The sequence below is a fragment of the Exiguobacterium sp. s57 genome (assembly GCF_018617685.1).
GTDB classification, from domain to species: Bacteria; Bacillota; Bacilli; order Exiguobacteriales; family Exiguobacteriaceae; genus Exiguobacterium; species Exiguobacterium marinum.
The window spans coordinates 450,857-472,388 of the sequence record NZ_JACSKR010000001.1 but is presented as its reverse complement, the minus strand read 5'-3'; the positions used below and the strand labels follow the sequence as shown (position 1 = coordinate 472,388).

Genomic DNA, 21,532 nt, shown 5'->3' with positions numbered 1-21,532 from the left:
ATGAAAAAAACTATTTTAATCACGGGAGCCGCTAGTGAGATTGGTCAAGCAATCATTCGAAGCTTTTTAGAAAAAGGTCACCGCGTTATAGCGACTGAAATTGAGTCAGAACAACGGATACTACAAGAGTTTTTCGAATCACTCTCATCTCAGGATCAATCTCGGATGGTTTTCTACTCTTTAAATTTGGAAAACGATGAAGAAATACCGAAATTTGTCGATTCTTTAAACGGTACTTACGACGTAACTGATCTAGTAAATGTGGCAGGCATAAACATATTAAAAAGTTTCTTCGATTGGACGCCTAGTGATTTAAGAAAAGTGACAGAAATTAATTGGATTGGAACCTTTCTACTCACAAAGGCCATAGCCGCACAAATGGTGAAGCGAGGAAATGTCGGGACCATTACGACCATAACGTCACAACATGGGATGGTCGCGAACAAAGAACGTGTTCCATATTGCGTCAGCAAGGCTGGTTTAATCCATTTGACCAAGGTTCTTGGACTTGAGCTCGCTCCCTATGGTATTCGAGCGAATTGCATCTCTCCAACGTATGTAAAAACAGAAAAGAATCATCATATCTTATCGAGTAATCGTTGTATCGAGAACGAGCTGGGGAAAATTCCTCTTGAGCGTTACGCTTCCCCGTCCGATGTCGCAGAGGCGGTCATGTTTCTCAGCGCGAAATCTTCAAAGATGATGACTGGTCACAATTTAGTGCTTGATGGTGGATGGACGTTACATTGAGTGGAAAGGGATGATTTGATGAGAAAAAGCTTATGGATCTTCACAGGGGTGATTCTATTAGTTTCAGGGTGCGCTTTGACTCCATCTCAAGGAACGGAAGTGAACGATCGTTATGAATTTACGGATAATATTGAAACAGTATCAAACATCTTGGTTGACGCTCCAAGTACACGCGTCTTCTTTCACGCCCATGACGAAGATAAAATCGTTGTAGAATTGAAAGGAGTATTCCCTGGTACCGAGGAGGAGGTGGACCAGGCACTCTCGACACAAAGGTCTGGTCGCTCTTTTCAAGTCGCCATCCAGTCCCCAATCAATAAAAAATGGATCAACGAAGATTTGGAGCTACATATCGCTGTTCCGAGTAAGACATACGGGAGCATTCAAATGAACGTAACAAGCAAACCGATGCAAATGAGTGATATTCAATCAAAAGAGCTCATCGTCAAATCGACCTCGGGAGACCATGTCCTAAAGGGGTTTACTGGGGAATCTTTCAAATTGAAGGCGACATCGGGCAATCTTCGTCTTGAAAGATTTAATGGCAAGGGCGAAATCGAGATGACTTCGGGCGACCTACACTTGTCACTTCAGAACATGGACGACTCAATCTCTATTAAAAACACGTCGGGTGATATCTATTTACAGGTACCTCCTGAAAATCGATTCTTTTTAACAACGAACATTCGTGAGGAACGTACAAAGGTATCTACCGACTTCGCGACTCAACGCTCGCAAACAAGCCCGACTCTTGAAATCAATCAACCCAGTCTTTCGAATCCCACGATTCAAGTTAAAACGAATTCTGGATGGTTGTATTTAAAATAAAACTAAGCACCACAATCCAAAGTGACTTAAAATCAACATAGGGGATACAAGTCTACTTCATCGTTAAATTAAAACATCTTGTATACGTTTCGACGTCAAAACGTATACAAGATGTTTTTAGTTGTCGCTTATAAAATAGACTCAACTTTTCTTCGTAATATAAACTGAGGAAGAGCACAGCGCTATTTTTAAAGCGTATATAGAGTAAGAACGATCGTATACAAATATGTCAGGCGCAGAATTAATCGCCCAATGCCCTTGTTTTCATTGACGAACACAAACAACGGAATACAAGAAAAGATGACCACGGAACAATACCGGAGCCATCTAATTGCCGCATAGAACTGGAGTCACTCAGTCCATAAAACAAGGCTTTAAACGAAGAGGTCATTATTACCGTTTTTGCCCGACATATTGAATCACAGCGGATTCGCCGTGATGGAGCTTGCCTTCTTCTCGCCATACGACCGTCTCGTTTAAGACGAGAGGGGCGAAATCTTCATCGAGTTGATGGAACATCCCTTCGGTGTAGAGAAGGGAGGCGTCGTTCGGTCCGCCTGTCCCGTAAGTGAGTTGGTTTGTAGAGTAAACTTCAGTCAGGAATACACCACCAGGGCGAAGCGTTTTTTGGATACCGGCGAACACCTTTTCTCTGACATGCGGAGGAAAGTGACCAAAGATGCAGATGACCATGTCATACGCCTCTTTTTGCCAGTCGGCTTCATTCAAGTCGATCTGTTTCATCTGAAGGAACACGTTTCGTGAAGCCGCCAGGCGTTTCGCTTTTTCGAGTCCTACTTTCGAAGCGTCCCACATCTCGACGTCGAGTCCGAGTGTGGCGAGCCATACTGCGTTTCGACCTTCTCCTTCAGCGATGGCTAACACATGTTTTCCTTCAAGCCGATGTGTTGTGATGAAGTCGAGTAAAAATTGATTTGGCTCCGTTCCGTACACATATTCATCGGTATTATAACGATCGTTCCATTTAGACAAATGATCCACTCCTCTCACCTTTCCATAAATATATCAAAATGATGAGACTAGGGTGGAAATCCTCTACGATTTTTCGAATTCATGCATAGTCCAGATGGGAGAAGGGAATAGATTTCTGAACTAATGGATAGAGTGGAGGCTAAGTAATGGAAAGAATAGATGCGTCGTTGTGGATTCGGGTACGAAATACGCTTGGTGAAGGTCCTTGTTGGGATGCTGAGTTGAAGCGTTTCTATTGGGTGGATATCGAAGGTCATACGTTATGGTGGTATGACGAGCGAGAAGACGAGATTTCTTCTTTCGAAGTCGGAAAACAGGTCGGTTTCGTCATTCCAAAAGTGACGGATGGTGTCGTCCTTGGTCTTAAAGACGGGATTTATGAATGGGATGAAATCAACCGGGAGTTAATTAAAATTGTCGAATTGGATGACCCTGAAGGTCGATTACGTTTTAATGATGGGAAAGCCGATCCGTACGGTCGTATTTTTGCCGGGACGCTCCACTTGGACGATAAAGAGAATCAGGCATCTCTCTATCGGGTGGACCGCGATGGAACGACGACAACACTTATGGATGAATTGACACTTTCAAACGGGTTGACGTGGTCTCCTGACCATTCCGTTTTTTATCATATTGATACACCGACCGAAAAAATTCGACAATATGATTTTGACATGAAGACCGGCACATTGTCGAACGGAAAGGTCGTCATCGACTTTTCGGAAGAGGACGGCTTCCCGGATGGCATGACATCGGATACGGAAGGTTTTTTATGGATCGCACATTATGCAGGAAGTAAAGTATCTCGCTGGGATCCATCGACCGGTGAAAAAGTGTTAGAAGTTCACGTCCCTGCCCCGAATGTCACATCATGCGCCTTCATCGGGGATGGTCTCAATCGATTAGCCATCACAACAGCACGTGAAGGGATGGACGAGGAGGCGTTAACCGAACATCCGGACGCTGGATCGGTATTTATTATCGAGACAGATGTGAAAGGGATGCCGCTTTATCGCTTTGGGCGTTGAGGAGGACATACGATGGTGAAACGACTGTTAGTGCGAGCAGGTATTGGATTGGCAGTTGCGGCAGCGGTCAAGGTGGGAATTCAAAAATTACAAGAAAGTCGAGCGCGGGAAGAGGATCATTCTTATCTCGATCCGAAGTGGGACGAGGTCCCGAGTGTCGATTCGGACAAGGACGAGGATGAAGTCGGATTGACGCAGCTCGACTCCATTTATCGAGCCGAGTGGCAAGCGAACGCCTATCCGCGTTCAGAAGCAGAACGGAAAGCGTTGGAAGAATAATTGAATGTTCATGAAAACACGTCGATGAGGCGTGTTTTTTTATTGACAAAAGGGTGGAACCGTTACATTATACAAAGAGTAATGATTACTATTTAACGGAGGTCCATCATGAAACGAATTCCAATTACGGTACTCTCAGGTTATCTTGGTAGCGGGAAGACGACACTGCTCAACCACATTTTACATAACCGTGATCACAAAAAATATGCGGTCATCGTAAACGATATGAGTGAGTTGAACATCGATGAGAAGTTGATTGAACAGGGCGGGTTCTCCCGTACCGATGAAAAGTTAGTCGAGCTCTCGAACGGGTGCATCTGTTGTACCCTCCGTGAGGATTTGCTCACGGCTGTCGAAGAGCTGACAAAGAATCGTGACCTCGATGGGATTATCATCGAGTCATCAGGGATTTCCGAGCCAATTCCCGTCGCACAGACGTTCACGTATGCCGATGATGCGCTCGGAATCGATTTGACGAGCCGTGTCTATATCGATGCGATGGTCACCGTCGTCGACGCGTACCGCTTCTTCAAGGATTTCAATTCCGGTGAATCGCTCATAGAACGTCAACAAGCCGTCGACACAGGTGACGTTCGCGAAGTCGTCGACCTACTCGTCGACCAAGTCGAATTTGCGGATATCATCGTATTGAATAAGGCGGACCGGGTGACTGAAGCGGAGCTGCAGGAGATGAAGGGTCTGCTCAAGACGCTCAACCCGAGCGCACGATTGTTGACTTCGACCTACTCGGACGTGGCGTTAGACAATCTACTAGACGTCCGTTTGTTCGATTTCGATCAGGCGATGCATGCGGCGGGATGGATTCAAGAGCTCGAGGCAGAAGAACATACGCCGGAAACGGAAGAGTATGGGATCAGTTCGTTCGTTTACCGTCGTCGTCGACCGTTCCATCCTGAGCGTTTGATGAATTGGATGGAGCATTATCCAGAAGAAATCGTTCGCGCCAAAGGGTTCTTATGGATTGCGTCACGGAACGACCTAGCCTGTCTCTTCTCTCAAGCCGGATACGCGTCGACGCTCGAACACGCGGGCCGTTGGCTAGCGACACTTCCGGAGAATGAACGAGAGGCGATGTTTGCCTCAGAACCTGAACTACGCGAGGACTACATCGAGCCGTACGGAGATCGACAGAACGAATTGGTCCTCATCGGTCAACGGATGGACCGGGAGACGGTCGAGCGGTCACTTGATGCTTGCTTGTTGACGGATGAGGAGATGGTGGAGCCGTGGAATGCCTTCCATGACCCACTTCCTGGTAATGGCCAACTCGTCACTTATTCAGATTGACCGTTTACAAAGTGACGAAACATCGCTATACTGTGACTGCATAAGTAACCGCATATCAATGACTGCACTAGGGGTGCTTCGGCTGAGATGTGAGCATGGCTCCGATCCCTTATAACTCGATCCAGGTAATACTGGCGTGAGGAAGTGTGGCACTTTCTCTATGCAAGTTTGTATAGATTTTGTTGCTGCATTCTCATGAATGCGGCTTTTTCTATGCAAACATATATAGAGGGGGAAACAAGATGAATGAATCATGTGGCACGAGTCCGATTGTCGGATTTCGCTTCACGCTTAGCCCGATGACAGATGACTTTGTCGGGACGATTAAAGGGGCATTGAAAGGAACAAATATGACAGGGGTGTGGCGACATACGGATGACGTATCGACCGTGATCCGAGGGCGCGTCGAGCACGTGTTCGACGTCGCACGGACAGTCTTGAGTCTGGCTTCGGAAGAAGGACGCCATGTCTCGATGAGCGGAACCTTCTCCGTCGGATGTCCGGGAGATTCGGCTGGGGATGAGGCGCTCGATGCACCACCACAACCATTGAATGGAATGTCAAGAGAGCAGTATGTCTCTTCACAGTTCGCGCTTTATCCGATGGGTGCAGGTAACTATATGGATCTCATCTATGATGAAATCGAACAAGCGAAACAGGCTGGTGTGTATAATGACTCCATGCATTATGCGTCAGGCATTCATGGGAATTTGGATGATGTGTTCTCGTATTACGAGGCGGCGTTCAACCGGACGCGCGAGAAGAATCGACACGTCGTCATGACGGTGACGTTCAGTGTGAACAGTCCGTCACATGGAGGTCAACATGCTTAAGTCGTGGAAATTGAAAGAGGTCGTCCTCGTCTCCGTATTGTCTGTCGTTTTTGCCGTTGTCTATTTATTGTTCGTCCATATCGGGAATTTATGGGCAGGGTTGATTGGACCAATCGCCTATGAGTGGATCTTCGGTATCTGGTTCATCGTGTCAATCATCTCGGCGTATATCATTCGAAAACCGGGTGCTGCCTTCATTTCGGAAGTGATGGCTGCGACGATTGAAATGTTGATTGGGAATGCGATCGGACCGCGCATCATCCTGGTCGGCATCGTTCAAGGTCTTGGTGCTGAAGCCGTCTTTGCAATGACGGGTTATCGTCGATACGAACTTTGGGTTCTCATGCTTGCTGGATTTGGCTCGGCCGTCACGAGTTTCGTGTATACCTACTTCATGAGCGGATTTGCGATGCTTGAACCGGGATATGTAGCGACGATGTTCGGGCTCCGTGCGGTTAGTGGCATGGTCATCGCAGGAATTGGAGGGAAGTTGCTTAGTGATTTGTTATTGAAGACAGGTTCACTTCGCGGCTATGCAATCGCTCGGAGTGGGAACGTTCATGGTTGAGACAGAATCGCTCTCATTCCGGTTTCCAGAAAGTCAGGACACCATTTTAAAAGGTGTGACACTTTCCATACGACCTGGACGTACCGTATTGAGCGGAGCGAGCGGAAGTGGGAAATCGACGCTTCTTGCGCTATTTAACCGTCTCTATCCAGAGAATTGTGATGGGATCCTTGAAGGCAGACTCGAACTGTTCGGACGATCATACGACGACTATGCACCGGGCGAGATCAATCAGCGGGTCGGGACCGTGTTCCAAGACCCGGACACACAGTTCGTGATGGAACGGGTGGAAGAGGAACTCATCTTCACACTCGAAAATTTGGAGACACAAGTCGAGGTAATCGATCAGCGCGTGACAGAGATTCTCGAGTCACTCCAACTGACCGATTATCGAAATCGACTCATCGATTCCTTGTCAGGCGGGGAGAAACAGCGGATTGCCGTCGCCTGCGCCATGGTTGGACAACCGGAATGGTTGCTTCTCGATGAGCCGTTGACGCACCTTGACCCGGTGACCGCGTATCGATTCGTCGAATGGCTCGATCAAATGGATGACGTGAACGTCATCGTTGTCGAACATCGCGCGCATATGTGGGGAGACTTTTTTGATTGGCAGATCGAACTTGAAGAAGGACGGATTGTACGTAACGAACCGTTTCGATCGGTCGATGATTTTACATTCACACCGTCGTCAACACCACAACAAGAAGTCGAGCACTATGTGGTCGACGAGGTGGTGCGTGATACATTCCAATTAAAAAGTGTGACACTTCAAGTTCGCATTGGGGAAGTGATCGCCATATTGGGTCCGAATGGGAGCGGAAAGTCGACGTTTTTACGAAGTTTGACGGAATGTGATCGCCGTGTCGGACTCGTCCCTCAATCTCCGGAACACTTATTTTTCATGAATTCGGTCGAGCAAGAACTGCAGTTTGGCCATGAGGAATCGATTGATATCGTGTTGGAGGATCTATCACTCGAGAATAAACGATCTCTCCATCCACTTTCGCTCAGTCATGGGCAGAAGCGACGACTCGCCGTCGGGATCCAGTTACTCTCAAACAAACAGTTGCTTGCCTTTGATGAACCGACGGCAGGACAGGACGAGCCGTCACTCCATGCACTCGAGATGTTAATGAAGCGACATGCGAAAAAGGGACAGACGATCCTGTTCGTGACCCATGACTTGTCGTTCGCCAACATCGCCAATACGTTCTATCTGATGAAGGATGGGGTACTCTCAGGACCGTTCGGGGATGAACTTTGGCAGGACACGGAGAAACTTCATCATTATCGGTTAGTGGGAGGGAGGCAACGATGTCACTCCATGATATGAATCCGACGGTCAAGTTTATGACGTTCACGATTATGATGTTCGGACTGGCCTTGTTTTATAACCCGTGGACCCCACTCGTCATCATCGCCGGTACGTTAGTGATCCAGACCTTGGCGACGGACGTGTCATGGAAAAGGTGGAGCCTGTTCTTGATCCCGTTTCTCATCACGGCGCTCGGAACATTTTGGACGACGCTCGTGTTTGGGAAAGAGCTCGGGGGAGAAACGTGGGTGACCCTTCTCGGTCAGGACATTTCGAAAGAAGAGGCGCGCGTCGCTATCTCTCTTAGTCTACGTGTTTTGGCGTTCACCGTGTTGTCGCTTCTCTTCATGTTGACGACCGATTCGAAACGATTCGTCATGAGTCTGATGCAACAGGCGAAGCTGTCGCCGACGATTGCCTACAGTGCGCTCGTCGGATTCCGTTTCCTACCGTTAATGCAACAGGAAATGTATCAGCTTCAATACGCACATCGTCTTCGTGGCGTTCCTCTTGATACAAAATGGGAACGCGTTCGACATGTGCCGAAACTACTTCTCCCGCTATTAGCAGGCTCGATCCGACGGGCGGAACGTGTCGCCTTCTCTATGGAGGCGAGAGGATTCACGAGTGGGAAACGGACCGTCTATGAGCGGATTGACGTCAAACCGTCCGATTACATGTGGTCAGGTGTGTTCTTCACACTGTTCGGTCTTTCAATTTGGGTAGGGATATAAAAAGACGACTCACTCGGAGTCGTCTTTCTTCGTTTCTTTCACGATACGGAACTTCGGTTTTACTGATTCATTGTTGAACGCCTCGAGGACCGTATTCTCATTCGCCATTCGGATCTGTTGTGGTTCGCCTTTTGCTGTCGTACCGATGCAATACATATTCGCCTCATAATCGGCAAACAGTGATTTATAAGATGTCGCGTGGTGCATCAATCGACCTGGCGATCCCCAGCCGACGATGATCATCCCGCTGCTCGCATCTACCTCTTGCAACGTCTCTTCGACGTAATGGTAGTTCGTCTCATCAAGTTGAGATTCCACGTAAGGGAGGTTGTCATTGATGGCGAGTGTCGGGACGAGACTGATGACACGCATTTCTCGAATCGGTTGTGACAAATGATTTTGCATCAACATATAAGCACGCTGTGTCGTCGTGCCGGACAAAAAGGCATCGCTCATCCGCGGCGAGTAAATGATGACGGCACAGATGACGCCATCCTCCACATCGGTGAACTCATACGTTCGCATATAGCGTTTCGTTTTACCTTCGTTGAAGATTGATTTTACGCGGATGGTAACTTCTTCTACAAGCGTGTTCATTTCCATTCCTCACTTTTTCATGTAAGCATCAGCCGAGCGCTTTGAACCACTCGACATATCGAATCGTGTAATAAGCGACTTGTTGACTGAACGTATCACGCTCATCAGGCATGAACGTCACGCTTGACTCATAGTTTTCAAAATACGTCATGACATCGTTGACATACTGCTCACTTCGATTATATTCGAAGATGGCGTTTCGGACGGATGCCACCGAATCTGTCTTTTTTCCACCGTGTTCACTTAAATAATACGCCGCCGTGTGCGCAGAATCAACTAGACTGTGTGGGTCTGCTTTTCCATCACCGTTCCCGTCACGACCGAGACCACCATACTGTTCAATCAAGGCAAGGTTCGTCAAGTCCACTTCGTCTTCCGGAACATCGCCTTTTTGGTCATCGGTGTCATATTCCCAACCGAGCCATGTGCGAGGCATGAATTGAAACGGTCCAATCGCGCCGACAGACGAGCGCATCGAAGAACTGTGGGAGAAGATCGTCTCTACACGGTGAACGGCGGCAAGTAGACGCCAGTCCACGTCATACGTTTCGGCTGCGTCTTGATACACAGCGAGATGCGTGTTCGGGACGCCGTTCTCTCCATAATAGGTTCGATACAATCCATTGTTCACTTTATCATGTTGACCGAGCCAGCCGACTGCCCCGAGCAAAAGCACGAGCACAATGATGAAACCGGTCAGTCGCAGCATCATACGTTTCAAGATACCGCCTCCTAGCTTTTAGACAATACCCGAATAGTGTAGCATATAGCTAACAGGAAGGACAGGAGTGGATATGAATGCTCGAACGTTTGATTTTTACAGCAATCATCGGCTACATGCTGATTGTTCAAATCTTCAATGCCAAATTGATTCGTCCGTTGATTGAAACGAGAGGACGGGCATGGGTGTACGAACAGACCGTGAAATCGGCATGGGGATTGACCTTGTTGATTGTCGCTCTCGTATTTTTATTTCAAGTACCGCTATCTGAAATTGGTTTAAGATTTATACCAGAACCGGGAGATGAAGAAGCGTGGCAAATCTTTTTAATATCATGTGTCCTTGTTACTTTGATATTCGTCTTCTATTTGTTTGTAAAAATTTCATCTCGACTCAGGAATGCTTTACGTCCTTACTATGAACTGGATTTAGAGAAATTACTTCTACCACGTACGAAGACTGAAGAACAGGCATGGAGCGCCGTTTCGATCACTGCGGGAGTGACAGAGGAGTTCATCTTCAGAGGAGTCCTCCTGTACACGATTTCCCTCTATATAGAGGTACCGAATATGACACTCGCCTTAATTGGTGGTGCCTTATTCGGCATCGCTCATGCTTATCAGGGGGTACAAGGTGTCCTTACGACAGGAACCGTCGGATTCGGACTTGGTATCTTATACTTAGGGATGGGCGTCCTGTGGCCGGTCATGGTTTTGCATATACTGCTTGATTTGATTGCTGGTCCAATTCATGTCGATGCAAAAAGCGATTGACTGCCTCTTCATAGGCGGGGGCATCCTTGATTATACAGTTCGTATGTTCTGCCCCGTCGATCAATGTCAGGTCATTGTGACGATTGAGGGCATTCATCTCGACTGACATCCAGGTCGGGACAAAATCATCTTTTGAACCGTGCACAAATAAAATTGGGGTCGTCGTTTCGGTGACGGCCTTTTTAGGTTGAACTTGTTTCATTGTGAAGCCGGCACGGGACCACAGAAAATAATCGATTCCAGGAAGAATGAACTCTGCCGGGATACGATGCAATTCCTTTAACTGATAACGCATCAACTGCCTCATGTCATCAAACGGACATTCTGCGATGACGAAATCGACGTCAGTGAGCGGTGTCGTCTGTAAGACGGTCGCTGCTCCCATCGAGACACCATGTAGACCGACTTGCTCGACTTGTTCATTTGTTTTCAACCAGTCGACCCAGTCAATCATATCGTATTTTTCATGATAGCCGTATGAGGCATATATTCCTTCGGATTCACCATGTGATCGTAAGTCAACGGGGAGCAGGTTGTAACCGAGACGATGGAACATGGCGAGGTGAGGAGCCATGAAACTATGTGAAGCGGTATATCCATGCACAAAGACAATCCATTTCGTCGAGGAATCGTTCCGATAGATTCGTCCATAGAGTCGATAATCGTCTTTGGACTGAATCGAGACGTGTTCAAATGGAACGTCGTGATAAAATGCGCGGTCCTCTTCCGTATATGGAGCGAGTAACATCTCTGGTGTCTTGCGCTTGCCTCTCGTCATCCGTTTGAAGGCATAGTAGCTGACCGCATAGTATCCTGTGAATAGTGAGGCTAATCCAATTTTCCATTTTTGTTGCATATATACCGACTCCTTTCATCGCTATTGTACCCGAAACGAATCGATACGGTCCTGTTTTCTTACATAAGGATGGGCTATACATAGCATAAGCGGGTTAATTGAAGGAATCATGGTGCATCGAAAAATATGGGTCCGAGCGATATGATGGAATGACAAAAGCAGGGAAGTGGGGGAGATCTTGATGGAGAGGGCAGATATCTATCGAATGATTCAAAGGGTGTTGAGCAATCGGGAGGGGACACTCGAACGAGGAATAACTTTCTCGTGGACGACCGATGGTGATGAACGAATCGTCGGACTCGTATTTGATCTGTTACTCGACCGCTCTTTTCTACTCAACAAAACGAGCCTCCTCACCGAAGTACAAGAGGTTGCGCATCTGGTCGGGTGTCGACCAGAAGAAATCGTCCACGCATTCTCCTGTCTCTCGGGGATTCGACTCGAATCGAATCATATCACCGAACGACTGATGACCATTGAAGAGGCGACCATCTCCGGGGATGGGTTAATTAGTGTCACTATTCGCCTTGGAGGATGGCTCACTCATCAACTGCATCAAATTTGTCTTCGTGATGCCCTTCTTCCTTGTTGACCTCGGTCAAGGTACCGTCGATCACGCGAAGGACACGGTCACACACATCGAGCATACGTTCATCATGTGTGATGACGACGACACTTCTTCCTTTTTCATGTGCCTGTTGGGACAATAGTTCCATCACACGTCGCCCATTCTCATAATCGAGACTCGCCGTCGGTTCATCTGCCAAAATGAGTTGCGGGGAGTTGATCAAAGCCCGTGCGACGGCGACTCGTTGCTTTTCTCCTCCTGACAAGGTCGCCGGGAGAAGATGCAGTCGATGTCCTAAGCCGAGGTCGCTCAGTAGTTGCTTTGCGTCGATCTTACTTGTCTCTTGAATGAGTTCGAGTTGTTCGAGCACCGTCAGATACGGGATTAGATGAGCTTGTTGAAACACGAAGCCTACTTCATGTAGCCGTATAAGACGACGTTGTTCCTCATCTAGTTCGAACACGTCGCGTTCGTTCATCAAGAAGGTGCCTTGATCCGGTTTTCGCAATAGTCCCAGAATATATAACAGTGTACTTTTTCCGCTGCCACTCGGGCCGACGATGGCGATACATTCTCCGGATGATACATCTAACTCGATATCATTTAATACAAGTTGACCGTCGAACTGATGTGACACATGGCTTAACTTCATGATGCTTTCCCTCCTATAATCTCAATTGCGTCGACTTGACGGAGTTTCCATAGCGGTAACAATGCGCCGAGAACAGATAAGTTGATGAACATAAATCCGAACAGCGCGACATGACCGAAGTCAACGAGAAACGGTAGCGACGATGGAATCACCGCATCGACGACGTACGTGACCCCAATCGATGTGGCGACAGCAGCCGAGACGATGACGATGACTTGAAAGAGCAGTGCCCATCCGATGATGCGTGGCGAGATGCCGATTGCCTTTAAGATTCCGAGTTCGGGTAATTTTTGAAGCGTGAACAAATAAAAGAATGCGGTTAAAATAAAGGTTCCAATCACGAGTAAAAATGCCCGCATCATCGTGAACGTACTCTGTTCGGCACTATATCCCGGAACCGACTCAATCAAATCTTGTTGACTCATGACGAGCGCGTCGGATATCGTAGATTCAGTCCCAATCTCAGCAGATACATATGGACGTTGTTCGGAATGATTCAAATAATCGAACCATGTCTCGTTCGTCGTGTAAATCACTGGTCCATGACTATAGCGTCCATGCGATTCCCCAGCAATCGTAAAACGATAATCAGACACGAAGTCTGTCAAGGTTTCACCTGTTCCAAGATTATCTGAAAGACTGGGGTCGAAAACGACCTCACCTTTTTTAAGAGCGGCAACAGGACCGATATTGCTATCTTTTGGAAGAGCGAATAGTGTCACTTCTTCTTTTTTTCCATTAAATGTGACCGTGAGCGGTCGAACACTCATCGTTTCATTTGAAGTATCCGCTGTGACGTTTATAAACGATCGTGTTAATTGACCTTCTGAGTCTGGATCAAGTTGATACGTCGTAGCATTCAATTCGTGCAAGGCGGAGCCATTATCATATGCAAGGCCATCTGCTAGCCCCGTTATGAGTGTCGTCAACATGACAATCAATAATGTGATCACAAATAGCATCGAGAATTTTCTTTTTTGTCTCCACATCTCTTTCCAACCTAACTGCATAAAAAAACCTCCTTCAAGTGCTGATGAAGGAAGTGTACTTCAGTAATATGAACAGAATATGAACAGAATCAAAAATGTAGATGAATCGTGGTGCCGATTCCTTCACTCGATTCAAGTGTGATCTGACCGCCATGTAAGTCAAGGATATCTGAGGTGATGGCGAGACCGAGACCGGTTCCTCTGCTTGTCCGAGCCGTGTCGCCACGATAAAAACGGTCGAAGAGATGTTGTTTCGTTTCCTCGTTCATGCCAATCCCTTCATCAGTGAAGGATATAGTGACATGTGGTTCTAAAGTACATATGATTTGAATCGTACCCCCTTCGTGAGAAGCATGTATGGCGTTCACCAATACGTTATTCCATACTTGAGCGAGAAGGACCGGGTCGCTCGTCAATTCGACATCATTCGGAATATCTATGATGACAGCAATCCCTTTTTGATCGAGCAAGAAGGCGTTTATTTGAATGACTTCAGATACCGATTGGAGCACATTCACTTTCGTCTCAAGGATTGGTGGATTTTCATCCAGACGTGACAAAAGAAGGAGCTGTTTCGTCAATTGGGATAGACGTCTCGTCTCCTGTTCGATGACACGCGCATATTCGTTTGATACACCGTCCGTTCCGTCAACTAATTTTTCAGCATAGCCGACAAGGGATGTCAGTGGGGACTGGAACTCATGAGAGACGTTCGATACAAAACGCCGTTGTCTCGCTTCGGTCTGATTGATTGTGTTGGACATGTCTTGAAACTGTCGTGCTAGCGTCCCAATCTCATCTTGTCGTTCTATAGGTAGATCTTCAGGCTCTTTACGCATAGCGACAGAAGTGGTCGCTTTTGTGAGTGTCTTTAACGGACGAACGAGTGAGCGTGTCGAAATAGCAATCAAGCCGAACGCTAGGAGCGTGACGAGGGCGAAGAACATTCCGACGAAAAGATGTAACTCCCGGATTTGGGCACTTAAGTCCGGGCGGATAAAGATAATGTCTCCGTTATCGAGTGCAAATCCATACGTGTTAGTCAATTCGTTATCAAATAAACCTAACAAGAAGAGGTGAAACGGAAAGTCTCGCATTCCTTGATAAGGAGTACCTTCTCGTACTGCTTCGATTACATTGTCAGAAATAGTTTCGTCACGAAACGCACCACCATAGCGCCGGAGTCCATCTGTCGTATCAATGACGACCAATTGATAACCTGCCGCTGCTAAAAACATATAAAATGCATCAGCATCCTCATCGGTGTGTTGTTCAAAATAGATTGACGCTCCATTAGCAACCGCTTCAGTCTTCTCGCTATAGGAGGGTTGCCACCATCTATAATAGGCTACGTTACTAAATAATAGTGAAACGGCTCCTGATAGGAGTAAAATCAAAAACATGGTGACGATGATTCGTGTATAGAGTGTCTTCATGCGTTCACCTCGAGTGAATATCCAACGCCTCGAATCGTACGAATAAACAGTTCAGGATGGTTGAACCGGTGACGAAGTCGTTTAATATGAACATCAACGGTCCTCTCATCCCCCTCGAAATCGAATCCCCAAACAAGTTCAATCAACTCCTCGCGACGATATACCCTGCCAGGGAAGGAGGCTAGTTGAAATAAAAGTTCGAATTCTTTTTTAGGAAGGTAGAACAATTGGCCGTCAAGTTTCACCTCATATTCTCTTATATCCAAATGCAGTGGTCCTGTTTGAATCTTTGACGCGGACGAACGTTGATATCTCCGCGAAACGGCTTGTAAGCGGAATAGTAATTCCTCGGGGATGAACGGTTTTGTCACATAATCATCTGCCCCATGCTCGAAACCTTGGCGTTTATCTTCCCATTCATCGAGAGCCGTCAATAGGATAACTGGAATATCGAGTGTCCCCTTTAAGCGCTGACAAAGCTCTCGACCGTCCAATCCAGGAAGCATGACGTCTAGAATTGCTGCATCAATCGGACGGGTCGTGTATAGATGCTCACCTATTGTGCCATTTGTTGCGATTAAAACCTCGTGCCCTGCATTTTCAAACGTCTCCTTCACAAGTCGTAAAATAGCGGGATCGTCTTCGACGATGAGTATACGCATGTCAATCGTTCCTTTCAAAAAGTTACTGCAGGAAACGAGGTGACCTTTTTGGGGTCACCTCGAGTCGGATCAGCTCAACTGTTTCGTCATTTCTTGATGCAAGGAACGAAGCGCCCGGATGAATGCATCTTTGAAGTATTTGTCTTCTTGTGTCTCTAATGTTTGGATTGCTTTTTGGTCACCATTGCTCGCCTTGACGAGTAGATTGACGACAGTTCCCCAACGTTTCACATGTTCTGGGCGGGGATGATTCAATGCCGTCGTAAGTGTGAACCAGTACGGCTGATCACGTCTTTGAAGTGTGGCAATCATCCGTTTTGCGAGGAGCGTATCTTCTTCAGAAGGAATTGTTGCTGTAGCGAACCAACCGAGCATCGAGGCGCTCATGGATTCGAATTCCTGTTTCATAGACGGTTCGATTGCTAAACGACCGAAGTCTGTCACGTTGACGAACACCAATCGATCTTTGAGATCGACATGTGTGACCCAACCGGATATAGATTTCAGCTTCTCTCGCTCTTTTGACTGTGCTTTACACGTATAGCCCTGCTGTTTCCCGATGTAGATTCGGAATTGCCCCCGATCGATATGCTTGTCTACCTTGAATTCAATATCTTGTCCCACTTGAAACGGTTGATTTCGTTTATTCAATGTTTGTCCCTTTTTCAATTCTGGTCGTTTTGAGATATGCCGTAGCGCTTCTTGCTCAGTCCGGTCATCCAACGTCCACAGGTTGTGAGGGGTCACATTTTTAAACCGATGTCGTCGTACATAAATGTACTGGTCGAGCGCTTCAATCGCATCTGCAGAAGTGAGCTTTCCAGTCAAATAGTCATCAGCGATGTCACGTAAGGTGAGTGATTCGAGACGATCGATATGTCCGGCATATGGGACGGTTCCAACAACAAATAACGCGGTCGCGACCAACTCACTTTCACGAGGGGTCAACGGTCGTTTGGCCATGGTGCACTTCCTCTCTAGATTCATATGATTAGTATAACAAAAACACATTAGCCGTTGCGAATTCAACTATGATTTGGAAAAAAATGAGGAATGGAAAGGATTCCACTTACTTATCTCGAATAGTGACTTGTAGAGAATCAGACGAAGGATTGAAAGAGTGAGGTGAGACGATGAAGCTCTCTATCGAGCCAGGGGATTACGTTGTGTTGATTGAAATCAATAAAGAAGTATTGAAGTGTTCCTCCTTTGAGGAAGTCGATCAGGCGGATCGCATTAGATATGAACTTGTTAGTCGGATGAGTGAACGTTTACCAGCTGAGGTCATCGTCCCATCCATCATCGATTATATTCGCTTTGGTAGCGGATACATTGGGGACCACATCATCTGGGATGCTGAAACAGAGTCTTTTTTTTGTCAGCAGTTTGAAACCATTGATGGTTCTCCACTTGGAGAGGATTTAGAAGGATTTCGTCCTGACCCGAGTCGGGTTGAATTGGCGCGATATTATACGTACTTGACGATTGGACGAATTATTGAATTCGACATGCTACATCCGGATGAATCAAATTATTGGTAAGTTTTTCGGCAACTTTTTATTCAAAAAAAGGGAAATCTAATCCAAAGTTTGAGATAATGAAATCACTTTATCAGTTTGGAATGGAGCGGAAGGAATGAAGAAGATTGCCCTTTTGACAGCAGTTGCGCTTTTACTGCCTACGACGGTAGGTGCAGCCAAACCTGTCATCCTTGAGAAGCATGGTTATGTCGTCTCAGAACCTCGTATATCGAGTCAGTATTATGTTCATCAAATCGGAACCGATTTGGCCTGGAGTAAAACGAGAGGAGCCTCCGACATCGTCGTGGCACTGATTGACTCATCTGCCGACCGGAATCATATGGATTTGAAAAATGTTCCTCGTGTCGTCAACTCAATGAAAGGACCCTACAGCGCTGACATTCACGGGACGCATACTGCAGGCATTTTGGCCGGTAAACATAATCAGTTCGGTATTGCCGGACTCGCACCGAACGTACGATATCACTTTTACAATGTGTTCTACGGAAAGAATTCAAAGTACACTGATTCATGGACTGTCGCGAAAGCTGTGGATACGGCAGTCGCGAAAGGTGCAAATCTAATCAACCTGTCTCTTGGGGGGGATGATTATGACAGCCGATTGGCCACATCAATCAAGCGGGCAAGGGCGAAGGGTGTGATCATTGTCGCATCTTCTGGAAATGATGGGCAACGCAAATCGACCTTTCCAGCAAATATGAAAGAAGTGATTGCGGTCGGTGCGATCGATTCCCGGCATCGTATCGCCGACTTTAGTAATATGGATGCAAACGTCAAAATCGTTGCGCCAGGCGTCAACGTCTTGTCTTTAGGGGTCAACAATCGTTTTGTCTATATGGATGGAACGTCCATGGCAGCACCGATGGTCACTGCTAGTCTAGCTCTTGTCAAATCAATCAATCCTTATTTAACTCCGGGAGAGATCGAAGCTTTGATTGCAAAAATGCCTCGAGTGTCCGGAACAACACATACCGAACTAAATACGATGAAATTGCTTGAAGCGACAAGCCGTCCGATTTATATTTCTACACCTTCTGTTTGGAAAAGTCGATACGTCAAAGACGTGAAATTGAGTGTCATGAATCACTCGAATCTCAAATCATCGTTCACACTCTATCAAGGAAGTAAAAAAATTAAAACGTTCTCACCGAATCGTACGTTCACAATGTATTCGAGCGGAGACTGGTTACCGAGTGGACAATATCGGATTGTCGGACAAGTGACAGATGGGAAATATAAGCGCTACACGAGTCGAACAATTGACTATGTCAACACGTTAAAAACATCTGTTTCGGTCGAAGCGACAGATGAAAAGACCTTTACGTTACGGACGTCACGAAAAGGGATGGTCACGGTTCTTGATTTAGATGGGAATGTACTATATGAAGCCCTTCATATTGCCGGAACGTTCCCAGTACGAGGGGATACGACACGAGGCTTGACTGTCATCCTGAAACCGACCGATGTACGAGAAAAAGTCGTGACAACCACTTATGACGCTCCTGAGATTGAGAAGGAGCAGCCCGTCGTCGAAACACTGTAAAATTAAAAGCCGCCTACTCCTGAAGAGAGGCGGCTAATCTTATTTAGTCAATGGTGATGGCTTCTCCACACCAACGGATACTCGCTTCTAAGACATTTCCCTGGTCGTCGATATGCTCAAAACTAAGTTTACCATCTCGGATGATCTCACATAAACCGACTCGAACACGGTCACTCCATGTGCGACGCGTTTCATGCGTTTCATCGAACACTGGGATCGCGTCCGGGAAACGCTCTTCCAAGTGTGTTAAATTGTGATGGTCAAAATGATATGATCGTTTCGAGAGTTCGTTCGGTGCTTTAATGTCGAACGGTTCAAACCCTCGAACGAGACGATTATTCCGGTAGAAGGCGAACACGCCGTTGTTCGGGTGGAGCACTTTAATGTCATCGATTTCTATTACATAGGTTAGACGTTGAATCCAACCGTTTTTTGCATCCTGATGCATCAAAATCCCTCCTTATTCAATGAACACGCCTTATTTTATCGCTGACTGTTCGTAAAATCAAGTTTCGAATTTCAGTTGTCAAGCATTGAAATATCCGCTACAATAGTTGAAGTGACTATGAAGTCTGGACAATCGCGGGACGCAAGTCTTGAGGAAAGTCCATGCTCGCACAGCCTGTGATGGCTGTAGTGATCGTGCTACACGAAAAGATAAGTGTAGGCAACGCAAGTTGACGGCAGAAGAAACACCTAAGTCCTAGGATACGGTGTACGCTTCTTGAAAGTGCCACAGTGACGGAGTCTGATCGGAAACGTTCAGAGTGGAACGAGGTAAACCCCACGAGCGAGAAACCCAAACTATGGTAGGGGAACTTCCAGACCGGAATCGAACGGGACGGAGGGCGCACTTGTGCGTAGATAGATGATTGTCACTCCATCGTGCCAGGGAGACCGTTATGAGCACCGGAGTACAGAACATGGCTTACAGGACAACATAGTCTCAACTTACAACGACAAGGAGTTCAAGCACATATACTTGAACTCCTTTTTTCATGAACTTTTTATAACTTACAGATTAATGAATGATACCTTGTAGAAAGAAGGCGATAGGTAATGGCAAAACGTAAACTGATTGCGACAGCAGCGATGGGGATTGAGGCGCTCGTAGCAAAAGAAGTGAGAGATTTAGGGTACACGTGTGAAGTGGAAAATGGACGGATCTATATCGATGCGGAGATGGAAGACATCCCTCGCCTCAATATGTGGTTGCGGACAGCGGACCGAGTCAAACTCGTCGTCGCAGAATTCAAAGCGACGACGTTCACCGAATTGTTTGACGGGGTCGTGGCATTACCATGGACGGAACTCATGCCATGGGATGCGGCGTTCACGGTTGACGGACGTTCTGTCAAGTCGAAACTGTTCTCGATTCGTGACTGCCAGAAGATCACGGAGAAGGCAATCGTCGAGGCGATGCAACGTGGTTACCACAAGGAAGGCGAGTGGTTGCCGAAATCAGGCGCAAAATTCCCGATTGAAGTCGCACTATTAAAAGATGTGGCGACCATCACAATCGATACATCCGGTCCGCTTCACCGTCGTGGTTATCGAGAGCTTCATTCGCAAGCTCCACTCAAAGAGACGATGGCAGCGGCGATGATTCAATTGACGAACTGGCGTCCGGACATGCCGTTTTATGATGTATTCACCGGTTCAGGGACGCTTGCAATCGAAGCGGCGATGATCGGACGTAACATTGCTCCGGGTATCAATCGTGAATACTTCGCTCAGGACTGGGCATGTATCCCGAAGAAAGCCTGGTATGCGGCAATCAATGAAGCGAACGAGAAGGCAGAGTGGGATAAACCCCTAAAAATTTACGGGATCGATCTCGACCCACGGATGGTGAAGCTCGCGAAAGATAATGCTGAACTCGCAGACGTTCGTGATGCAATCACGTTCGTCCATAGTGACGCGGCCGCGTTGAAGCCGAAAGAAGAGTACGGTGTCATCATCGGCAACCCACCATATGGTGAGCGACTCCAATCTGAAGAAGAAATCATCGACTTGTACGAGCGAATCGGGGCACAATATGCGAAATACCCTGGATATAGCGTTTATATGTTGACGAGCTATGAAGACTTCGAGAAAGCGTACGGTCGCCCGGCGACGAAGCGTCGTAAATTGTACAACGGAAACATTGAGACACAATATTATCAATTCTTCGGTAAACGTCGTCCACGTCCGGATCGTGATACGAATCAAAAATCTGACTAATGTAGAGAATGACCGTTCCATCGAGCGGTCATTTTTCTAATTTCCTTCACTTACTCAATTGTTTCATCATTCGATGAACAGGTTATACATATCATATGTATAATAAAAAGGGGGACATGTGATGCAGACGTATACCGTCGAATATCAGTTACATGCGAAAGAACAGACCACCCGGACGGTAGATGTGAAAATGAACCGTGCGCCAAACTTGAATAATCAAGAAGAGCTAAATGCTGCCTACCAAATTGTTTCGGACGCGATTCGTGAGCCGATCACTAGTTTTGAGATTGTATCCATTACGTGAGCCCGAGGCAATCGCTTCGGGCTTTCTA

General features: G+C 46.8%; 25 protein-coding genes, 1 other RNA gene and 1 riboswitch. Of the genes, 16 read left to right on the top strand and 10 right to left on the bottom strand.

From position 1 onward, the window contains the following. Complete coding sequence (locus KNO98_RS02425; RefSeq protein WP_214698690.1) at positions 1–750, top strand: SDR family NAD(P)-dependent oxidoreductase; 750 nt, start codon at positions 1–3, stop codon at positions 748–750. Between the two features lie 18 nt (positions 751–768). Continuing rightward, positions 769–1,578, top strand: a complete 810-nt coding sequence (locus KNO98_RS02420; RefSeq protein WP_214698688.1) for a DUF4097 family beta strand repeat-containing protein — start codon at positions 769–771, stop codon at positions 1,576–1,578. Between the two features lie 393 nt (positions 1,579–1,971). Here KNO98_RS02420 and KNO98_RS02415 read toward each other — a convergent pair whose 3' ends face one another. Beyond that, positions 1,972–2,580 carry a class I SAM-dependent methyltransferase gene (locus KNO98_RS02415; RefSeq protein ID WP_371742732.1) on the bottom strand — a complete coding sequence of 203 codons (609 nt, stop codon included), beginning with the start codon at positions 2,578–2,580 and terminating at the stop codon, positions 1,972–1,974. Positions 2,581–2,717: 137 nt separating this feature from the next. On the opposite strand from KNO98_RS02415, the gene KNO98_RS02410 reads away from it, so the two are divergent. The 7 genes from KNO98_RS02410 (at position 2,718) to KNO98_RS02380 (ending at position 8,639) form a co-directional block, all read left to right on the top strand. Continuing rightward, positions 2,718–3,599: an SMP-30/gluconolactonase/LRE family protein gene (locus KNO98_RS02410; protein WP_026825909.1), complete on the top strand. Its 882-nt coding sequence runs from the start codon at positions 2,718–2,720 to the stop codon at positions 3,597–3,599. Positions 3,600–3,611: 12 nt separating this feature from the next. Continuing rightward, the gene (locus tag KNO98_RS02405; RefSeq protein WP_026825910.1) at positions 3,612–3,878 is read left to right on the top strand and encodes a hypothetical protein; all 267 of its coding nucleotides are present in this window, start codon (positions 3,612–3,614) and stop codon (positions 3,876–3,878) included. A 108-nt stretch (positions 3,879–3,986) separates the two neighbouring features. After that, complete coding sequence (locus KNO98_RS02400; RefSeq protein ID WP_214698685.1) at positions 3,987–5,186, top strand: GTP-binding protein; 1,200 nt, start codon at positions 3,987–3,989, stop codon at positions 5,184–5,186. 59 nt (positions 5,187–5,245) lie between these two features. Next, positions 5,246–5,346: riboswitch (TPP riboswitch) on the top strand. An 82-nt stretch (positions 5,347–5,428) separates the two neighbouring features. Then, positions 5,429–6,019, top strand: coding sequence for a YkoF family thiamine/hydroxymethylpyrimidine-binding protein (locus tag KNO98_RS02395; protein WP_026825912.1), 591 nt, complete (start codon positions 5,429–5,431; stop codon positions 6,017–6,019). Continuing rightward, entirely contained in the window at positions 6,012–6,587 is a 576-nt protein-coding gene (locus KNO98_RS02390) for an ECF transporter S component (protein WP_012726387.1), read from the top strand. The genes KNO98_RS02395 and KNO98_RS02390 overlap by 8 nt, the downstream gene beginning before the upstream one ends. Further along, positions 6,580–7,923: an ABC transporter ATP-binding protein gene (locus KNO98_RS02385; RefSeq protein WP_214698683.1), complete on the top strand. Its 1,344-nt coding sequence runs from the start codon at positions 6,580–6,582 to the stop codon at positions 7,921–7,923. Before KNO98_RS02390 ends, KNO98_RS02385 begins: the two co-directional genes overlap by 8 nt. After that, on the top strand, positions 7,905–8,639 hold the full coding sequence (locus KNO98_RS02380; protein WP_214698681.1) for an energy-coupling factor transporter transmembrane component T family protein: 735 nt from the start codon (positions 7,905–7,907) through the stop codon (positions 8,637–8,639). Before KNO98_RS02385 ends, KNO98_RS02380 begins: the two co-directional genes overlap by 19 nt. Before the next feature lie 9 nt (positions 8,640–8,648). Here KNO98_RS02380 and KNO98_RS02375 read toward each other — a convergent pair whose 3' ends face one another. After that, on the bottom strand, positions 8,649–9,236 hold the full coding sequence (locus KNO98_RS02375) for a DUF1643 domain-containing protein (protein WP_214698679.1): 588 nt from the start codon (positions 9,234–9,236) through the stop codon (positions 8,649–8,651). Between the two features lie 28 nt (positions 9,237–9,264). Next, positions 9,265–9,948 carry a lytic transglycosylase domain-containing protein gene (locus KNO98_RS02370; RefSeq protein WP_034771456.1) on the bottom strand — a complete coding sequence of 228 codons (684 nt, stop codon included), beginning with the start codon at positions 9,946–9,948 and terminating at the stop codon, positions 9,265–9,267. An 86-nt stretch (positions 9,949–10,034) separates the two neighbouring features. On the opposite strand from KNO98_RS02370, the gene KNO98_RS02365 reads away from it, so the two are divergent. Next, positions 10,035–10,730 (top strand): CPBP family intramembrane glutamic endopeptidase, encoded by a 696-nt coding sequence (locus tag KNO98_RS02365; protein ID WP_214698677.1) that lies wholly within the window; start codon positions 10,035–10,037, stop codon positions 10,728–10,730. Here KNO98_RS02365 and KNO98_RS02360 read toward each other — a convergent pair. After that, positions 10,663–11,586 (bottom strand): alpha/beta hydrolase, encoded by a 924-nt coding sequence (locus tag KNO98_RS02360; RefSeq protein WP_214698676.1) that lies wholly within the window; start codon positions 11,584–11,586, stop codon positions 10,663–10,665. The genes KNO98_RS02365 and KNO98_RS02360 overlap by 68 nt on opposite strands. Before the next feature lie 181 nt (positions 11,587–11,767). Here KNO98_RS02360 and KNO98_RS02355 point away from each other — a divergent pair, with 181 nt between their 5' ends. After that, positions 11,768–12,178, top strand: coding sequence for a hypothetical protein (locus KNO98_RS02355; RefSeq protein WP_214698669.1), 411 nt, complete (start codon positions 11,768–11,770; stop codon positions 12,176–12,178). Here the strand turns inward: KNO98_RS02355 and KNO98_RS02350 are convergent. From KNO98_RS02350 to KNO98_RS02330, 5 genes are all read right to left on the bottom strand, one after another. Then, complete coding sequence (locus KNO98_RS02350; RefSeq protein WP_026825918.1) at positions 12,126–12,806, bottom strand: ABC transporter ATP-binding protein; 681 nt, start codon at positions 12,804–12,806, stop codon at positions 12,126–12,128. The genes KNO98_RS02355 and KNO98_RS02350 overlap by 53 nt on opposite strands. After that, a complete protein-coding gene (locus KNO98_RS02345) occupies positions 12,803–13,816 on the bottom strand; it encodes an ABC transporter permease (RefSeq protein ID WP_214698667.1) in 1,014 nt (337 codons plus the stop codon). The genes KNO98_RS02350 and KNO98_RS02345 overlap by 4 nt, the downstream gene beginning before the upstream one ends. 68 nt (positions 13,817–13,884) lie before the next feature. Then, the gene (locus KNO98_RS02340) at positions 13,885–15,231 is read right to left on the bottom strand and encodes a sensor histidine kinase (protein WP_214698665.1); all 1,347 of its coding nucleotides are present in this window, start codon (positions 15,229–15,231) and stop codon (positions 13,885–13,887) included. Next, complete coding sequence (locus KNO98_RS02335; protein ID WP_214698663.1) at positions 15,228–15,893, bottom strand: response regulator transcription factor; 666 nt, start codon at positions 15,891–15,893, stop codon at positions 15,228–15,230. Before KNO98_RS02335 ends, KNO98_RS02340 begins: the two co-directional genes overlap by 4 nt. Before the next feature lie 69 nt (positions 15,894–15,962). Then, positions 15,963–16,856 carry a hypothetical protein gene (locus tag KNO98_RS02330; RefSeq protein WP_026825922.1) on the bottom strand — a complete coding sequence of 298 codons (894 nt, stop codon included), beginning with the start codon at positions 16,854–16,856 and terminating at the stop codon, positions 15,963–15,965. Positions 16,857–17,026: 170 nt separating this feature from the next. Here KNO98_RS02330 and KNO98_RS02325 point away from each other — a divergent pair, with 170 nt between their 5' ends. Both KNO98_RS02325 and KNO98_RS02320 read left to right on the top strand, forming a co-directional pair. Beyond that, positions 17,027–17,434 (top strand): type III PLP-dependent enzyme domain-containing protein, encoded by a 408-nt coding sequence (locus KNO98_RS02325; RefSeq protein ID WP_026825923.1) that lies wholly within the window; start codon positions 17,027–17,029, stop codon positions 17,432–17,434. A gap of 94 nt (positions 17,435–17,528) precedes the next feature. Further along, positions 17,529–18,977, top strand: coding sequence for a S8 family peptidase (locus KNO98_RS02320; RefSeq protein ID WP_214698661.1), 1,449 nt, complete (start codon positions 17,529–17,531; stop codon positions 18,975–18,977). 43 nt (positions 18,978–19,020) lie between these two features. On the opposite strand, the gene KNO98_RS02315 is transcribed toward KNO98_RS02320, so the two are convergent. Further along, positions 19,021–19,425: a hypothetical protein gene (locus tag KNO98_RS02315; RefSeq protein WP_214698660.1), complete on the bottom strand. Its 405-nt coding sequence runs from the start codon at positions 19,423–19,425 to the stop codon at positions 19,021–19,023. 120 nt (positions 19,426–19,545) lie between these two features. Here KNO98_RS02315 and rnpB point away from each other — a divergent pair. From rnpB to KNO98_RS02300, 3 genes are all read left to right on the top strand, one after another. Then, an RNA gene (rnpB, locus tag KNO98_RS02310) (RNase P RNA component class B) lies at positions 19,546–19,913 on the top strand. 123 nt (positions 19,914–20,036) lie between these two features. Next, positions 20,037–21,200 (top strand): THUMP domain-containing class I SAM-dependent RNA methyltransferase, encoded by a 1,164-nt coding sequence (locus KNO98_RS02305; protein ID WP_214698658.1) that lies wholly within the window; start codon positions 20,037–20,039, stop codon positions 21,198–21,200. Positions 21,201–21,321: 121 nt separating this feature from the next. Then, complete coding sequence (locus tag KNO98_RS02300; RefSeq protein ID WP_034771048.1) at positions 21,322–21,504, top strand: hypothetical protein; 183 nt, start codon at positions 21,322–21,324, stop codon at positions 21,502–21,504. Positions 21,505–21,532: the final 28 nt, after the last annotated feature.

Bases quoted from the DNA above. Each gene is read 5' to 3' on its own strand.
- KNO98_RS02425 (WP_214698690.1), top strand. From the start codon at position 1: ATGAAAAAAACTATTTTAATCACGGGAGCCGCTAGTGAGATTGGTCAA.
- KNO98_RS02420 (WP_214698688.1), top strand. From the start codon at position 769: ATGAGAAAAAGCTTATGGATCTTCACAGGGGTGATTCTATTAGTTTCA.
- KNO98_RS02410 (WP_026825909.1), top strand. From the start codon at position 2,718: ATGGAAAGAATAGATGCGTCGTTGTGGATTCGGGTACGAAATACGCTT.
- KNO98_RS02405 (WP_026825910.1), top strand. From the start codon at position 3,612: ATGGTGAAACGACTGTTAGTGCGAGCAGGTATTGGATTGGCAGTTGCG.
- KNO98_RS02400 (WP_214698685.1), top strand. From the start codon at position 3,987: ATGAAACGAATTCCAATTACGGTACTCTCAGGTTATCTTGGTAGCGGG.
- KNO98_RS02395 (WP_026825912.1), top strand. From the start codon at position 5,429: ATGAATGAATCATGTGGCACGAGTCCGATTGTCGGATTTCGCTTCACG.
- KNO98_RS02390 (WP_012726387.1), top strand. From the start codon at position 6,012: ATGCTTAAGTCGTGGAAATTGAAAGAGGTCGTCCTCGTCTCCGTATTG.
- KNO98_RS02385 (WP_214698683.1), top strand. From the start codon at position 6,580: ATGGTTGAGACAGAATCGCTCTCATTCCGGTTTCCAGAAAGTCAGGAC.
- KNO98_RS02380 (WP_214698681.1), top strand. From the start codon at position 7,905: ATGTCACTCCATGATATGAATCCGACGGTCAAGTTTATGACGTTCACG.
- KNO98_RS02375 (WP_214698679.1), bottom strand. From the start codon at position 9,236: ATGAACACGCTTGTAGAAGAAGTTACCATCCGCGTAAAATCAATCTTC.
- KNO98_RS02370 (WP_034771456.1), bottom strand. From the start codon at position 9,948: ATGATGCTGCGACTGACCGGTTTCATCATTGTGCTCGTGCTTTTGCTC.
- KNO98_RS02365 (WP_214698677.1), top strand. From the start codon at position 10,035: ATGCTCGAACGTTTGATTTTTACAGCAATCATCGGCTACATGCTGATT.
- KNO98_RS02360 (WP_214698676.1), bottom strand. From the start codon at position 11,586: ATGCAACAAAAATGGAAAATTGGATTAGCCTCACTATTCACAGGATAC.
- KNO98_RS02355 (WP_214698669.1), top strand. From the start codon at position 11,768: ATGGAGAGGGCAGATATCTATCGAATGATTCAAAGGGTGTTGAGCAAT.
- KNO98_RS02350 (WP_026825918.1), bottom strand. From the start codon at position 12,806: ATGAAGTTAAGCCATGTGTCACATCAGTTCGACGGTCAACTTGTATTA.
- KNO98_RS02345 (WP_214698667.1), bottom strand. From the start codon at position 13,816: ATGCAGTTAGGTTGGAAAGAGATGTGGAGACAAAAAAGAAAATTCTCG.
- KNO98_RS02340 (WP_214698665.1), bottom strand. From the start codon at position 15,231: ATGAAGACACTCTATACACGAATCATCGTCACCATGTTTTTGATTTTA.
- KNO98_RS02335 (WP_214698663.1), bottom strand. From the start codon at position 15,893: ATGCGTATACTCATCGTCGAAGACGATCCCGCTATTTTACGACTTGTG.
- KNO98_RS02330 (WP_026825922.1), bottom strand. From the start codon at position 16,856: ATGGCCAAACGACCGTTGACCCCTCGTGAAAGTGAGTTGGTCGCGACC.
- KNO98_RS02325 (WP_026825923.1), top strand. From the start codon at position 17,027: ATGAAGCTCTCTATCGAGCCAGGGGATTACGTTGTGTTGATTGAAATC.
- KNO98_RS02320 (WP_214698661.1), top strand. From the start codon at position 17,529: ATGAAGAAGATTGCCCTTTTGACAGCAGTTGCGCTTTTACTGCCTACG.
- KNO98_RS02315 (WP_214698660.1), bottom strand. From the start codon at position 19,425: ATGCATCAGGATGCAAAAAACGGTTGGATTCAACGTCTAACCTATGTA.
- KNO98_RS02305 (WP_214698658.1), top strand. From the start codon at position 20,037: ATGGCAAAACGTAAACTGATTGCGACAGCAGCGATGGGGATTGAGGCG.
- KNO98_RS02300 (WP_034771048.1), top strand. From the start codon at position 21,322: ATGCAGACGTATACCGTCGAATATCAGTTACATGCGAAAGAACAGACC.